This window comes from Sphingopyxis sp. sgz302558, from assembly GCF_057220455.1.
In genome coordinates, this window is the sequence record NZ_JBXPUZ010000001.1 from 776,675 (window position 1) to 792,101 (window position 15,427).

General features: G+C 66.7%; 10 protein-coding genes. 8 read left to right on the top strand and 2 right to left on the bottom strand.

The window, feature by feature from the left end:
- The first annotated feature begins 220 nt into the window (after positions 1-220).
- From ahcY to trxA, 8 genes are all read left to right on the top strand, one after another.
- Positions 221-1,639 (top strand): adenosylhomocysteinase, encoded by a 1,419-nt coding sequence (ahcY, locus tag AC2TC0_RS03840; protein ID WP_484716156.1) that lies wholly within the window; start codon positions 221-223, stop codon positions 1,637-1,639.
- A gap of 184 nt (positions 1,640-1,823) precedes the next feature.
- A complete protein-coding gene (locus AC2TC0_RS03845) occupies positions 1,824-4,199 on the top strand; it encodes a sensor histidine kinase (protein WP_484716157.1) in 2,376 nt (791 codons plus the stop codon).
- Positions 4,196-4,639, top strand: coding sequence for a tRNA (adenosine(37)-N6)-threonylcarbamoyltransferase complex ATPase subunit type 1 TsaE (gene tsaE / locus AC2TC0_RS03850; RefSeq protein ID WP_484716158.1), 444 nt, complete (start codon positions 4,196-4,198; stop codon positions 4,637-4,639). The genes AC2TC0_RS03845 and tsaE overlap by 4 nt, the downstream gene beginning before the upstream one ends.
- A complete protein-coding gene (locus AC2TC0_RS03855; protein ID WP_484716159.1) occupies positions 4,624-5,622 on the top strand; it encodes an aminoglycoside phosphotransferase family protein in 999 nt (332 codons plus the stop codon). The genes tsaE and AC2TC0_RS03855 overlap by 16 nt, the downstream gene beginning before the upstream one ends.
- Positions 5,619-6,341, top strand: coding sequence for a nucleotidyltransferase family protein (locus AC2TC0_RS03860; protein WP_484716160.1), 723 nt, complete (start codon positions 5,619-5,621; stop codon positions 6,339-6,341). Before AC2TC0_RS03855 ends, AC2TC0_RS03860 begins: the two co-directional genes overlap by 4 nt.
- On the top strand, positions 6,331-9,297 hold the full coding sequence (gene addB, locus AC2TC0_RS03865) for a double-strand break repair protein AddB (RefSeq protein WP_484716161.1): 2,967 nt from the start codon (positions 6,331-6,333) through the stop codon (positions 9,295-9,297). Before AC2TC0_RS03860 ends, addB begins: the two co-directional genes overlap by 11 nt.
- Entirely contained in the window at positions 9,294-12,788 is a 3,495-nt protein-coding gene (addA, locus tag AC2TC0_RS03870) for a double-strand break repair helicase AddA (protein WP_484716162.1), read from the top strand. The genes addB and addA overlap by 4 nt, the downstream gene beginning before the upstream one ends.
- Before the next feature lie 32 nt (positions 12,789-12,820).
- Entirely contained in the window at positions 12,821-13,141 is a 321-nt protein-coding gene (trxA, locus tag AC2TC0_RS03875) for a thioredoxin TrxA (protein WP_484716163.1), read from the top strand.
- 70 nt (positions 13,142-13,211) lie between these two features.
- Here trxA and argJ read toward each other — a convergent pair whose 3' ends face one another.
- On the bottom strand, positions 13,212-14,435 hold the full coding sequence (gene argJ / locus AC2TC0_RS03880; RefSeq protein WP_484716164.1) for a bifunctional glutamate N-acetyltransferase/amino-acid acetyltransferase ArgJ: 1,224 nt from the start codon (positions 14,433-14,435) through the stop codon (positions 13,212-13,214).
- Positions 14,436-14,442: 7 nt separating this feature from the next.
- Positions 14,443-15,396 carry a YeeE/YedE thiosulfate transporter family protein gene (locus tag AC2TC0_RS03885; RefSeq protein ID WP_484716165.1) on the bottom strand — a complete coding sequence of 318 codons (954 nt, stop codon included), beginning with the start codon at positions 15,394-15,396 and terminating at the stop codon, positions 14,443-14,445.
- Positions 15,397-15,427: the final 31 nt, after the last annotated feature.

Sequence of the window (15,427 nt, forward strand, 5' to 3'; positions counted from 1 at the left end):
TGGTTGCTTACCTCGTGGCTATGCCTTCGGGGCCAATCGCGCTGTCATATTCTGTGCGCGCTGAAAATTTTTTCACTCGGTTCGTCGCATTTTTGGGTGCGGAGGGGCCATATAAAGAAAAGTTTATATTTGAACGGGGCAATGGTTTCGGCTAGGGGCGCGTCATCTTTGGCGTGCGTCCTGCGGGCCGCGCCAGCCCGCCAGTTCAGGAGCATCGCCCGTGGCCTCTCTCGCCGCCGACACCCGTGATTATGTGATTGCCGACATCGGTCTTGCCGATTTTGGCCGCAAGGAAATCGACATTGCCGAAACCGAAATGCCGGGCCTGATGGCGCTGCGCGCCGAATTTGGCGCAGCTCAGCCGCTCAAGGGCGCGCGGATCACCGGCTCGCTGCACATGACCATCCAGACCGCCGTGCTGATTGAAACGCTGACCGCGCTGGGCGCCGAGGTGCGCTGGGCAACCTGTAATATTTTCTCGACGCAGGATCATGCTGCTGCGGCCATCGCTGCTTCGGGCGTGCCGGTGTTTGCGGTGAAGGGCGAAAGCCTGGCCGATTATTGGGACTATGTCGGCCGCATTTTCGACTGGGAAAAGGATGGCGACGGCACAACCTGTAACCTGATCCTTGATGACGGCGGCGATGCCACCATGTTCGCGCTGTGGGGCGCGAAGCTGGAGGCGGGCGAGACCATGCCGCCGCCGGAAAACGAGGAAGAGGTGGAGATGCAGCGCGCGCTGAAGGCGTTCGTCGCCGCGCGGCCAGGCTACCTCACCAAGACGGTGCGCAACATCAAGGGCGTGTCGGAGGAAACGACCACCGGCGTCCACCGCCTTTATGCCATCGCCAAAAAGGGCGAGCTGCCCTTTCCCGCAATCAACGTCAACGACAGCGTGACCAAGTCCAAGTTCGACAATCTTTATGGCTGCAAGGAGTCGCTGGTCGACGCCATCCGCCGCGGCACCGACGTGATGCTGGCGGGCAAGGTCGCGGTCGTCGCGGGCTTTGGCGATGTCGGCAAGGGCAGCGCGCAAAGCCTGCGCAACGGCGGCGCGCGCGTGCTGGTGACCGAGATCGATCCGATTTGCGCGCTGCAGGCAGCGATGGAAGGCTTTGAGGTCGTGACGATGGAAGAGGCGGTCAAGCGGGCCGACATTTTCGTCACCGCCACCGGCAACGCCGACGTCATCACCGCCGAGCATATGCTGGGCATGAAGAATATGGCCATTGTCTGCAACATCGGCCATTTCGACAGCGAGATTCAGATTGCGGCGCTCGGCAACTATAAATGGACCGAAGTCAAACCGCAGGTCGATCTCGTCGAATTCCCCGATGGCAAGCAGATCATCATCCTGTCAAAGGGCCGTCTGGTGAACCTGGGCAACGCCACCGGTCACCCCAGCTTTGTGATGTCGGCCAGCTTTACCAACCAGACGCTGGCGCAGATCGAGCTGTGGACGCGCGGCGACCAGTATAAGAACGAAGTCTATGTCCTGCCCAAGCATCTCGACGAAAAGGTCGCGGCGCTGCACCTGGAAAAGCTGGGGGTAAAGCTGACCCAGCTGAGCCAGAAGCAGGCCGACTATATCGGGGTGCCGCAGGCCGGACCGTTCAAACCCGACCATTACCGCTATTGAGCATTGAACCCACACCGTCGTCGTCCCGGACTTGATCCGGGACAACGAGCGAAGGTTGGCTTGTTATCCCGGGTCAAGCCCGGGATGACGATGGCATAGGCTTTGCACCAACATTGAACTCGGCCCGCGCTCGCTTTAGGGCAAGCGCGATGCCCTGCGCCTGTCCCGCCACCACCACCCGCCCATGACCGGCGTGTTTACTGCGCCCGCGCTGTTCGGCATCGGCTTGTTTCTGATGCTGTGGCTCGCGCTGGCTTTGTGGGCCATCCTGCGCGGCGTGGCGATGCAGCGGCGCGCCTCGGTCGCCAGCGGTGCAACCATCAGGCTGGCCAGTCTGGTCGAAGCGAGCCCGCAAATCCCGGTCATTCTGCGCGGCGATTGGCGGCTGGAAGCGAGCGGGCGGCTGGGCACCTGGCTCGGTCTGGCAGAGCCGCCCGCCAGCTTTGATGAGCTCAAGGGCGCCGACGAGGGCCTTGATGCGCGGACGCACGAAGCCCTGCGGCAAGCGGTGATCGGGGCCCAGCGTGGCAGCAAACCCTTTACGCTGGTGCTGCGCCCGCTGGGCGGCGCGCGCGAGTTGCTGGTGCAGGGCATGGCTGCCCCGCCCGCCGTCGGTGGCCCCGGATCGGTGCTGTTGTGGATTAGCGATACCACCGAAACGCAGGCGTCGCTCAACACCATGCGGCGCGAGCGCGACGATGCGCTCGCCGCATTTGCAGCGCTGTCGGGGCTGATCGAGGCCGCACCCTTTCCCATGTGGTTCCGCGACAGCGACGCGCGCCTCGCGCTCGTCAACGATGCCTATGTCAAAGCGATCGAGGCCGACAGCGCCGCCAGCGTCATCGATGGCGGGATCGAACTGGTTGAAAACGTGGCCGGGGTTGGGGCCATTGAGGCAGCCTATCGCGCCGCCGCCGCAGGCGCGGCCCTGCAGCGGCTGGTGCCCGTCACCATCGCGGGCGAACGGCGGATGATGCAGGTCGTCGACGTTCCGCTTGCGGGTACCGATGGCAAACCTATCGGCGTCGCGGGCTATGCCATCGACGTTCAGGAACTCGACAGCGAGCGCGCCGCGCATCGCCGCTTTGCCGAAACCCAGCGTGACATGCTCGATCGGATGTCGGCGGCGGTGGCCCAATTTGACGCCGACCGCAGCCTTGCCTTTGCCAATCAGCCGTTTCGCCGCCTGTTTGCGCTCGACGCGCAAGAGGTTGCCGACAGCCCGGATTTTTCCCGGCTGCTCGATGGCTGGCGTGAGGCCGGCAAAACGCCCGAAGTCCGCGACTATCCCGAATGGCGGCAGGCCCATGTCGACTGGTTTGCGCGCGCGGAGGCGGCCGAAGAAGACTGGCTGCTGCGGGACGGCACAAATTTGCGGTTGGTGGCCCAGCCGACGCCCGACGGCGGCCTGCTGCTGATTGTCGAGGACCGCACCGAGCAGGTCCAGCTCGCCTCGACCCGCGACACGCTGCTGCGCGTGCGAACCGCGACGTTCGACAATTTGTTCGAGGCGATTGCCGTCTTCGCGCCCGACGGTCGCCTGCACCTGTGGAACCAGCGCTTCCGCAAATTGTGGGCGGTGGAAGAAAATCTGCTCGCCGCTCACCCGCGCGTTGATGCGCTGATGGCGGGGCTGGCTGACCGGCTCGCCAAACCCGCCCAGGTCACCGTGGTGCAGGAGATTATTCGCGCCGCGACCCTCGAGCGTACCCAGCGCAGCGGCCAGATCCGCTTCGCCGATGGCCGCCATTTTGACTTTGCCGCGATCCCGCTGCCCGATGGCAACGCGCTCCTCATCATGCTTGACGTGACCGACAGCCGCCGGATGGAAGGCGCGCTGCGCGAACGCAATGAGGCGCTGGAGGCGGCCGATCAGGTCAAAACCGCCTTCTTGTCGCGCATGAGCTATGAACTGCGCACGCCTTTGACCTCGATTGGCGGCTTTGCCGAAATGCTCGGTGGCGGTTATGCTGGCGAACTTGCACCGGCCGCGCGCTCCTATGTTGCGGCCATTCTTGAATCGGTCGCGGTGCTGGGCCGCCATATCGACAATGTGCTCGACCTCGCGCAGGCCGAAGCGGGCACTTTGGCAATCGAACGCGGCCCGGTGGAGCTTGCGCCGCTGCTCGACGAAGTACTTGCCACCGCAGCCCCCTTGGCGGTCAGCGAGCGGGTTGAAATTGCGCGCGATGTGGTGGGTGCGCTGGGCGTGATCGACGGCGACGCCGCACGGCTGAAACGGCTCTTTGCTCAGCTGCTCGACAATGCGGTGCGCTTCACGGCCCTGGCGCGGCGCAGCGGGGCGCGCGTGCTGCTGCATGCCGAAGGCGATGATGCTGCCGTCGAGGTCATCATCTCCGACAATGGGCCGGGCGTGCCCGATGCCGTCGCGCGCGCGCTGCGCGCCAAGGCGACCGGGACCGCCAGCGGCGGCATCGGTCTGGCGCTGTCGCGGCAGCTGGTCGAGGCGCATGGCGGGACGCTGGAGGTGATTACGGAAAAGGGACAGGGCACGCTGGTGCGCGTGCGGCTGCCCCGGCATGCAGACAAGCAGCCATGACCGGCGAATTCGACCAGGCAGCGATGGCGGAATTGGGCACGCGGCTGGCGGCGCAGCTGCGCGCGGGCGACGTCATTGGCCTGTCGGGCGACCTTGGCGCTGGCAAGACCACGCTCGCGCGCGCCATATTGGCCGCGCTGGGGCTGGCGGGCGAAGCGCCTTCGCCGACCTTTGCCATCGTTCAGCCCTATGATGTGCCCGACGTCCGCTTACCCGTGGCGCATGTCGATCTTTACCGGCTCGACGATCCTGACGACGTCCATGAACTGGGGCTGGAGGATTATGCCGATGGCGGCGCGCTGCTGATCGAATGGCCCGAACGGCTCCCTGCCGGGACATGGCCCGAACTTCTGCTGCTGCGGCTTGAAGGCACTGGCACCACCCGCCGCTTGACAGCCAAAGTGCCTGCGGCTTGGGAAGGGCGATGGCCGCCCCGATGATCCCGCCTGCTGGCACCGACCTGTTTCTCTCGCAAAATGGCTGGGCGGGTGCGACCGTCGCGCCGTTGGCGGGCGACGCCTCGTTCCGCCGCTATTTTCGCGTGACAGACGGCGCGCGGCGCGCCGTGCTGATGGACGCGCCGCCGCCGCACGAGGATCCGCGCCCGTTCATCACCGTTGCCGAATGGCTGATTGCACAGGGGCTGTCCGCGCCGGGCATTCTGGCGCGCGACCTTGACCAGGGATTGCTGCTGATCGAAGATTTCGGGGACGCCCGGCTGCGCGAAACCGCCGATGCCGCGCCCGAGCGCGAGCTTGAGCTTTATGGCAAGGTAACGGACCTGCTGGTCCATCTGCATGGCCGCGAACCGCTTGCCGGACTGCCACCGCACGGGCTGGACCAATGGTTGGGCGAAGTGGCGCTGTTTACCGACTGGTATTGCCCGGCGCTGGAGCTGGACGTTGACATTGCGGGGTGGACAGCGGCCTGGCGTGACCTGCTCGCCCCGGTCGATGCAGATGGACTGACGCGCGTCACGGTGCTGCGCGACTATCATGCCGAAAATATCATGCTGCTGCCGGGACGCGCGGGGGTGGCCGGGCTTGGCTTGCTGGATTTCCAGGATGCGCTGATCGGGCACCCCGCTTATGATCTGGTGTCGGTGCTGGAAGATGCACGGCGCGATGTTTCACCAGACGTCGAGGCGGCCATGCTGGCGCACTATATTGCCGCCACCGGCACCGACGATGCCTTCACCCGGGCCTATTGGGCGCTGGCAGCGCAGCGCAATACGCGCATTTTGGGGGTCTTCACCCGGCTGTGGCGGCGCGACGGCAAGCCGGGGTACAAAGCGTTCCAGCCGCGCATGTGGGGCCTGCTGGAGCGCGATCTGGCGCAGCCGGGGCTGGAACAATTGCGCGACTGGTTTGCGGCCAATGTGCCGTTCGCAGCGCGCGCCGCGGCGTGGGAAAATGGCCTGTGAGCGGTACCAAGCTGGAATCGGCGCTGGTGCTGGCGGCGGGGCTGGGCAAACGCATGCGTCCATTAACGGCGACGCGCCCCAAGCCGCTGGTGCGCGTCGACGGCAAGGCGCTGATTGATCACAGCCTGGAACGTATTGCCGCCGCCGGGATCGGCGCCGTGGTCGTCAATGCCCATTATCTTGCCGACGCATTAGAGGCCCATTTGGCAACCAGAAAATGGCCCTTTGCCATCACCATTTCCGATGAGCGTGAACAATTGCTTGAAACCGGGGGAGGCATGGTGAAGGCGGCACCGCTGCTGGCGGGCGATCCCTTCCTGACGGTGAACAGCGACAATATCTGGACCGACGGTCCTACCGACACCATCCGCCTGCTCGCGCGTCAGTGGGATGCGGCGCGGATGGACGCTCTGTTGCTGCTGGTGCGCCATGCCAGTGCGGTTGGCCACGGCGGGCGCGGCGATTTCCACATGGACGCGCGCGGCCTGATCAGTCGCCGCAAGCCGGGGCGGGTCGCACCCTTTGTCTATACCGGCATCCAGCTGGTCAGCCGCCGGTTCCTGCGCGATGCCCCCAAGGGGCCGTTTTCGACCAACATCTTGTGGGACCGCGCCATCGCCGAAGGTCGGCTCTATGGGCTGGCGCATCAAGGCCAATGGTTCGAGGTCGGCACGCCCGATGCCATTCCGCTGGTCGAGGCGGCGCTGCGTGGCCACTGATCGCCGCGCGTCCGTCTACACCATTCCCGTTACGCGGGCGTTTGCCGATGCGCTGGCCGGCGGCCTGCTTGACCGTCATGGCGGCGATCCGCTGGCGCTCGCGGGCGCCATGGTGCTGTTGCCCAACCAGCGCGCCCGCGATGCGGTGCAGGCCGCCTTTGTGCGCGCGGCTGGGGCGGGATTGCTGCTGCCGCGGCTGGTTGCGCTGGGTGATGCCGAACTGCAAGACGGTCTGGGACTGGCGCTTGACGAGGATGATCTGGTCGACCCGCTGCCTCCGGCTATCGAACCGCTACGCCGCCGCCTCATCCTTTCGCGCTTGATTATCAACAATTGCGCGGCGCTGAACATCCCGATCGCGGCGCCGGCGTCACTCCGCATGGCCGATGCGCTGGCGCGGGTGATTGACCAACTGCATTTCGAAGGGCTGGACGCCAAGGCGCTGGACTGCATCGATCAGGAAAATCTGTCGCAGCATTGGCAAATCTCGATGCGCCACCTGCAACTGCTGCTCGACCAATGGCCTGCAACGTTAGCGCGCCTGGGCGTGATCGATCTTGCCGACCGGCGGAATCGGATGTTCGACCGGATCGTGCAACAATGGCGGGCGGTCCCGCCGGCGGGCTTCGTCGTCGCCGCGGGTATTACCGTTACCGCACCGGCCGTTGCCCGGTTGCTGCGTCTGGTGGCCGATTTGCCGCGCGGCATGGTGGTTTTACCCGGGCTCGATATCGCGATGCCCGACGCCGAATGGGAAGCGATCGGCCCGGCCCGGCCCGACCCCTTGGCCCCGCGTCCGCTCGACGCGCATCCGCAATATCAGTTCAAGCAGCTATTGGACCATATGGGCATCGCGCGCGGCGAGGTGCAAAGCTGGCCCAATTCCAGCGACGGCCCCACCGCCGCCGATCGGGCCAGCCTGGCCAGCGCTTTGTTCATTCCGTCGCGCTTTACCGCCGATTGGCGCAGCCGCGTCGTGCCCGGGTGCGTGTCGGGCATCCGCATCGCCGAGTTCGCCGACGACATGGGCGAAGCAACGGGCATCGCTTTGCTGCTGCGACATGCGCTCGAAACGCCTGGGCGTACGGCCGCTTTGGTCACCCCCGACCGCCAGCTTGCCGAACGCGTTGCCAGCGCGCTCGCGCGATGGGGTATTGCGGCCGATGACAGCGCGGGCTTGCCGCTCGGCAAGACCCCGGCTGGCGCGCTGGCGCGGCTCGCGCTCGCTGCCGCGACCAAGCGCGATCTTGTCGGGCTCATGGCCTTGCTGGCGCACCCCCTGTTGGGACCGGCTGGCGATCGCGCCGGCTGGCTGGCGCAGGTCCGGGCGCTCGATCTGCGATTGCGCGGGCCGGGCAAGCCGGCCTCGCTCTTTGGCATTGCCGCCTATCTGCGCACAGCGCCGCGGGACGACCAGCCGCTCACCGCCGGCGACATCGCGCTCGCCGATTGGTGGGATTTGGTGGTAGCGGAGCTATCACCCCTTTGGGCCCTGACGCAGGATGGCATCGATGTCCCGCCCGCGCAGCTGTTCGCGGCGCTGGTTGATGTCATCGACCGGCTCAGCGATGGGTCTGTCTGGGCTGGACCGGCGGGCCGCCAACTGGCTGCGCTGTTCGACCGCTGGCAACTCGCGGCACCCGAAGGCCCGGCGCTCTTGCCCGCGCCCGCGATTGCCCGCCAGCTCGACGATCTGCTGGCCGGCGAAAGCGTGCGCCCGCCGTTCGGCCGCCATCCCCGCCTGTTCATCTGGGGCCTGCTCGAAGCGCGGCTGCAGCGCGCCGACGTGATGATCCTCGGCGGCCTGAACGAAGGCAGCTGGCCCGCCGAGACCAGCCCCGATCCCTGGCTCGCTCCGGGGATCCGACGGCAACTTGGCCTGCCCTCGATCGAACGCGCGCAGGGGCTCGCGGCGCATGATTTTGTCACCGCGCTTGGCGCGCCCGACGTGGTGGTAACGCGCGCCAAGCGGCAGGGCGGCGACCCTGCGGTGGCATCGCGGCTGTGGCTGCGGCTGCAAGCGCTCGCAGGACCGCTCGAAGAGGCGGCAATCGATGGCCAGTCGGTGCCGCAACTGGCGGCGGCGCTTGACCATGTTCCCGGTCCGCCGCGGCCCGCATCCAGGCCGATGGTTGCGGTAGGCCAGCGCCCGTCTATCGTCCGCCTGACCGCGCTCGACGTGCTGGCCAGGGATCCCTTTGCTTTTTACGCCGACTTCATCCTACGCCTGCGCCCGCTCGACCGTTTGGGCAAGGAGGCCGATGCGCGGTGGCGCGGCACGCGGGTGCACGCGTTAATCGAACAATGGGTGAAAGGCGGGCAGGATCCCGCTGCGCTAGAGGCCGCAATCGCCGCGCTGGCGGCTGATCCGGCGCTGGGGCCGGTCGAAGCGGCCAGCTGGCTGCCGCGGATCGGCCCGGCGCTGCGGTGGGTTGCGGCAGAGCTGGCCGCTGGCAAAATGGCCGGACGCGTGCCGGTGGCGAATGAAATCAAGGGCGAATGGACCGTGGGCGGCATTACCATCACTGCCAAGGCCGATCGCATCGACCGGGCCGCAGAGGGTTTGGTCGTTATCGATTACAAGAGCGGCAGTGCGGCCAAGCCCAAGGATATCGCCGAACGAAAGGCAATGCAGCTCGGCCTGCTTGCCGCGATGATTGAGGCAGGGGCATTTAAGGGCTTGCCCGATATCGCACCCGTTGCGGCGGAGTATTGGTTGCTGAAGGCGAACAGGAAAAAGGCCGTCGATGGCGAGGCCGTCGTGCCCTATGGCGGCAAGCTGGTGCCCGATTTCGCATCGCTGGTTGAATACGCGTGCGAAGGCTTTGCAGCCCTGCGCGACGATTATCTGCTTGGCACCACCCCCTTTTCTCCCCGCGACAGCAATGGCGATTATGACCAACTGTCGCGGCACGAGGAATGGATCGGGCGCGCGCCGCTGGAGCGCGAGCCATGAGTGAAGGGGGCCGCCTTGCCCAGCTCAACCCGGCGCAGCGCATCGCCGTCGATCCCGCCGCGCACGTCTGGCTCAACGCGTCGGCAGGGACCGGCAAGACGCAGGTGCTGTCGGCGCGCGTGCTGCGGCTGTTGCTGCAGGGCGTGTCACCCGACGCGATATTGTGCATCACCTTTACCAAGGCCGGGGCGGCGGAAATGGCGCACCGCATCCACGAACGGCTGGCGCTGTGGGTGGGGTGCAGCGATGGCGAGCTTAACACCGATCTCGAAGCGATCGGGCTCGATTATGGCGACGACGTGCGTGGGCAGGCCCGCACCCTTTTTGCGCGCGTCATCGACAGCCCGGCTGGTGCCATTCGGGTGCAAACGATCCACAGCTTCTGCCAGTCGCTGCTCGCCAGCTTTCCGTTCGAAGCGGCGGTTCTTCCAGGCTTTCGCCTGATCGAGGGCAGCGAGGCGAAAACCGAGCGACTGGCCGCGCTGGCCGACCTGTTGAGCGATGTTGGCGAAGGCGCGCGGCGGCGCGGATGGCTGGGTCAATTGAGTCGGCGGCTGGGTGAGCAGGGCGCCGTTACTTTCATCGAAACGGCGGCATCCAGTTTCGCGCGGCGACCGGATCCCGGACTTGCGCCCGCCCGGCAGGATGTCCGCGCGGGGCTCGGCCTACCGCTGCAAGACGCTGCCGCGTGGGTGACGGATGAACTCGACGGCGGCTGTATTGGTGATGCCGATCTGGATGCTCTGGCGGTGGGTTGGCGCGCCTGGGGAACGGCGACAGCCGACAAGTGGCTAACGACATTAGCCGAATGGCGGGCGGCAGACACCGAAGGGCGCAAGGCGTTGATCGCGGCGCTTTATCCAACAGTTTTCAAGCAGACAGGCGAATTGCGGGCCGAGTATGTCGAAGGCGCAAAGCGCGGCAAGCTGGTCGATGTTGCCGACGCCGCAGCGCGGGTGGGCACAGCGTGCCGCAATCTGCTGCAGATCCCCCAGCAAATGGCACTCGCCGATGATCTCGCCGCTGGCTGGCAGCTTGCGGCGCAGTTTGCGGGTGAGTGGCAGCATCGCAAGGCTGCCGAGGGACTCGCCGAATTTGATGACCTGATCGCGCGCACGGCGCAGTTGCTGGCCAATGGCGATCTGGCCGAATGGGTCCGTTTCAAACTGGACCAGCGTATCGACCATCTGCTGATCGACGAAGCGCAGGATACCAACGCAGCGCAATGGACCATTGCCGATGGGCTGACTGGCGAATTTTTTGCCGGGGAAGGCGCGCGCGAAGCGGGGCGCGTCCCCAGCATGTTCACCGTGGGCGATCGCAAACAGGCGATTTTCAGCTTCCAGGGCACCGACCCGGCGGCATTCGAAGCGGCGCGGCAGGATTTTGCCGCGCGCGCCGAAGCCGGGGCACGTCCCTTTGTTCCCGCCGACCTGACCAGCAATTTCCGCTCGGCACCGGCGGTGCTGGCCTTTGTCGATCGCTGGCTGGCCGATAGCGGGGTGACGGCGATGGGCGTTGCGCCGCCGGTGCCCGCCCACCACGCCTTTCACGGCAACAACCGGCCCGGACGGGTGGAACTATGGCCGCCGCTGGTGGTCGCCCCAAAGGCCGATGACGGCGACGAAGACGAAGAATTGGCGAGCAGCGACGACAGCCTGCGCGCCGCGACCGACCCCGCCAGCTTGAAACTCGCCCGCGCGCTGGCCGAACGGATTGCGGGCTGGACGCGCGCTGGCATCGACGGCGTGGCGGTGCGACCCGATGATATTTTGGTGCTGGTGCGCAAGCGGCGGTCGCTCGCGGCGCGGATCGTTGCCCAGTTGCAGACGCTTGGCATTCCGGTGGCAGGGGTCGACCGCTTTGACCTCGCCAGTCCGCTGGCGGTGCAGGATTTGCTCGCGGCGCTGCGCTTCATTGTTCAGCCCGATGACGAATATAGTCTGGCGGTGTTGCTGGTATCGCCGCTGATCGGCTGGACGCAGCAGCAGCTGTATGACGAAACCGCGCAGCGCGGGCGCACTCCGCTGCGGCAATGGATCGCGGGGCAGAACACCCCGGCGTGCCATCACGCCAGTGCCCAACTGGAGTTGCTGCGCGGATCGGCGGAATTCACCACGCCCTATCGCCTGCTCGACACGATCCTGTCGGGGCCGCTGCAAGCGCGCAAGGCGATGGCGTCGCGGCTGGGTGAGGAAGCCAATGACGCCATTGATGCCCTGTTGGCCGAGGCGTTGGCTTTCGAAAGTCGCGAAATACCCTCGATCATCGGCTTCCTCGATCATATCGACCGTGCGCCGCTGGACGTAAAGCGCCAGACCGATGCGCGTGGCGGGTTGGTGCGGGTGATGACCGTGCATGGTTCCAAAGGGTTGCAGGCGCCGATTGTCATTCTGGCCGATGCAACGGGCGATCCAACGCGCCAGGACCCGAATGTCACGTTCGCCATCGCCGGGTGGCGCGGCTTGCCGGTGTTTCGCACGAGCAAGGAGGCTCGGCCACCGCCGCTGGAGGCGGCATGGAATGCGGCGCGCGCGGCGCAACTGGAGGAGCATTGGCGGCTGTTTTATGTGGCCGCGACGCGGGCCGAACGGCTGCTGGTCATCACCGGCACGCTGCGCAAGGCCGATGCCGAACCGCCCGAGCATAGCTGGTATCTGGCCGCACAGCGCGCGCTGGCTGCCATGGACGCTGCGCCTTTCGATCATGACTGGGAAGGCGGGCCGGGCTGGCGCACGTCCTCGGCGGCAGGGAACTGGTCGCGGCAGCCGCTGAATGACAAGAAGACGGGCACAAGGCAGGCGGACGCGGCGCTGCCCGGCTGGGCGACGCGGCGCGCTGCCGCAGAGGCGCGGCCGCCGAGGCCGCTCGCGCCATCGCAACTCGGCGCGGACGATGCGCCGCAGCGCCCCGCCGGCGGCCAACGCGCCGCAGCGATTCAGCGCGGAATTTTGCTGCACAGCCTGATCGAACGGCTGCCGCACGTTGCCATGGAAGGCAGGATGGACGCGGCGCAGCGCTGGCTGGCAATCAACGCGCCCGGATTGGCCGCCGCCGCTCGCGCCGAAATGGCGGGGGAAGCCTGCCGGGTGCTGGACAATCCGGACTGGGCCGCAATCTTCGGCGCAGGGTCGCTCGCCGAAGCCCCCTTTTCGGCGGTGATCGACGGCGGGATTGTCGTTGCGGGCACGGTCGACCGGCTGCTGGTGACGGGCGAACAAGTGCTGGTGGTCGATTATAAGACCGGCGCGCATGTGCCCGCGCGCGCCGAGGATGTCGCGCCCGCCTATTTGCGCCAGATGGCGGCCTATGTTGCGGCGCTGGCCGTGATATTCCCTGGGCGAAGGGTGGCAGCGGCGCTGCTGTACACCGCCGCGCCCACGCTGATTGCGCTCCCTGCCGCGCTGCTGGCGCAGCACAAGCCGGACTTGGAGGGCGCGAAGGCGAATTTGCACGGACCGGGCCTTGAGCCGGACGCTGCGACACCCTAGCTTAGGCGAAACTGCACTTCAGGAGAATTTCCATGCCGACCAAGGCCATTTCCGACGCCAGCTTTCAGGCCGATGTGCTCGACAGCGACACCCCCGTGCTGGTCGATTTCTGGGCCGAATGGTGCGGCCCGTGCAAGATGATCGGCCCGGCGCTCGAGGAAATTTCGGACGAGCTGGCGGGTCAGGTCGTCGTCGCCAAGCTCAACATCGACGATCATCCCGATGCCCCGGCCAAATATGGCGTGCGCGGTATCCCGACGATGATCCTGTTCAAAAATGGCGAGATTGCCGACACCAAGGTCGGCGCCGCGCCCAAGAGTGCGCTCAAGGGGTGGCTTGAGGGCGCGCTGTAATCCTATCCATTGGTCATCCCGGACTTGATCCGGGATGACGAACAACTGGATCGACTTGGCCGTGCTGCGGTTAACTCCGGTAATCCGCGTTGATGCTGATATAGCCGTGGGTCAGGTCGCAGGTCCACACCGTCGCGCGACCACCGCCGAGGCCAAGGTCGACGCCGATGCGGATGTCGCTGCCCTTAAGATGCGCGGCGACCGGTGCTTCGTCATAGCCATCGACCGGCAGGCCGTCGCGCGCGACCTGGGTGTCGCCGAAGCGGATGCTCAGCTTGTCGCGGTCGGCGGGTTCGCCGGCCTTGCCCACCGCCATGACGACGCGGCCCCAATTGGCGTCCTCGCCCGCAATGGCGGTTTTGACGAGGGGGGAGTTGGCAATGCTCAGCGCGACGCGTTTGGCGCTGGCGTCACTGACCGCGCCGGTCACACTGATGGTGATAAACTTGCTCGCTCCCTCGCCATCGCGCACGACCAGCTGCGCCAGCTCGAGCGCGACGGCATGGATCGCCGCATAGAGCGCATCGGCCCCCGGGCTATCCCATGACGTGAGCGGTGCGTTGCCGGATGCACCGGTGGCGAACAGCAGTACCGTGTCGCTGGTCGATGTGTCGCTATCGACCGTGATGCTGTTGAAAGTGCTGGCGGTCGCCTGCGTCAGCATCGCCTGTAGCAACGCGGGCGCGACGGCGGCGTCGGTGAAGATATAGCCCAGCATCGTTGCCATGTCGGGCGCGATCATGCCGCTGCCCTTGACGATGCCCGCGACTGCCACGCGCGTGCTGCCAACCATCGCGGCGGCGCTCGCGCCCTTGGGGAAAGTGTCCGTTGTCGTGATCGTCGCTGCCGCTTCCTCCCACGAACAAGGTTCGGCAATCAGCGCGGCTGCCACCCCGGCGCGTGCCTTGTCCTGCGGCAGCGGCACGCCAATGACCCCGGTCGAGCTGACAAACACGTCGCCGACCGCGCAGCCAAGGTGCGCGGCAACCTGCGCCTGAATCGCCTCCACCGCATCGCGCCCGCGATAACCGGTGAAGGCGTTGCTGTTGCCTGCATTGACGATCAGCGCGCGCGCGGCACCGGATTTCACCTGCTCGCGGCCAAGTTCGACTTCGCTGCTGGGGCACAGGCTTTGCGTGAACACGCCCGCCACCGCGGTGCCAGGGGCGAGCTCTACGAATGTCAGGTCGCAGCGGTCCCATGCCTTATACTGCGCGCGCGCAACGCGCAGCGTGACACCGCCGATGGCCGGCAGGTCGGGGAAGGCGGCGGGAGCGAGCGGGGAACGGGTCATCGGCGGCTTACTCGTAAATGGGCATCACATGCTTGCGACCGGGGCGCAGATACAGGCCCAGCACCAGCGTGACAAAGAAAGCGGCATAGGCGGCGAGCAAATTGGGGAGCAAGAGCGGCACGCCGGTGAAGAGCATCGTGTCATTACCCCCCGGCACCAGCGTTGCGCCCAGCCCCATCAACAGCCCGCCCGCGACCGCCAGCGCCCAGTCGCGGGGCCGGCCCAGCCGCCAGCGCTGCATGCCCCCGATGCGCGCGGCAATCAGCATGCCGACGATGAGCGGCATGGGGGTGAGGAAAGTAGCGAGGGTCAGCGGCAGCGCGCCCTGCGCCAGCGCAGCGAGCTGGCTGGTGTAAACCCAGTGCAGATCAAGCGCGAACAGCGCGCCCGACGCCGCGCCGATCAGCGGCATGGCGACCAGCGGCGACCAGCCACCGCGCGGCTGCTTCCAGCCGAGGCGGCGGTAGATATAGGTCGCAGCGAGCGCCGCCAGCGCCACCCCGACGCCGATCGCCAGCGCGGGCTGGTCGGCAAACGGCGAGATGGTGGCGCTGCGCTCGGGCAGCATCAGGGCCGCGCCCGACATATTGGGGCCGAGCAGCAATGCGGCCACGAACATCGCGGCAATTGCCCCCAGCCGCCATAGCTCGCCCGCCGTAAGCGCTGCGAGCGTGCCGATGGCGCACTGCCCGCTGATCAGCGCGCCCAGCCCGAACACCACCCCGCCCGCCAGCGCCAGCGCGTCGGGCATCGCGCCCAGGATGGTGGCAAAGGGCCGCGCGCCCGCCAGCTCCGCCGCCGCCATAACCAAGGTCGCGCTCGCCGCCGCCAGTGCAAAGCCGGAAATGCGGTGAATGCGCCGCCGCTCGACGACTTCGCGCACCGCGCGCACCATGCACACCCCGCTGCGCTGGCTGGCATAGCCGATAAGGAACAGGAGCGCGGCGATGGTGAGCGTCATGGCGCGGGCTTAGCGCGAGCAACAGCGAAGG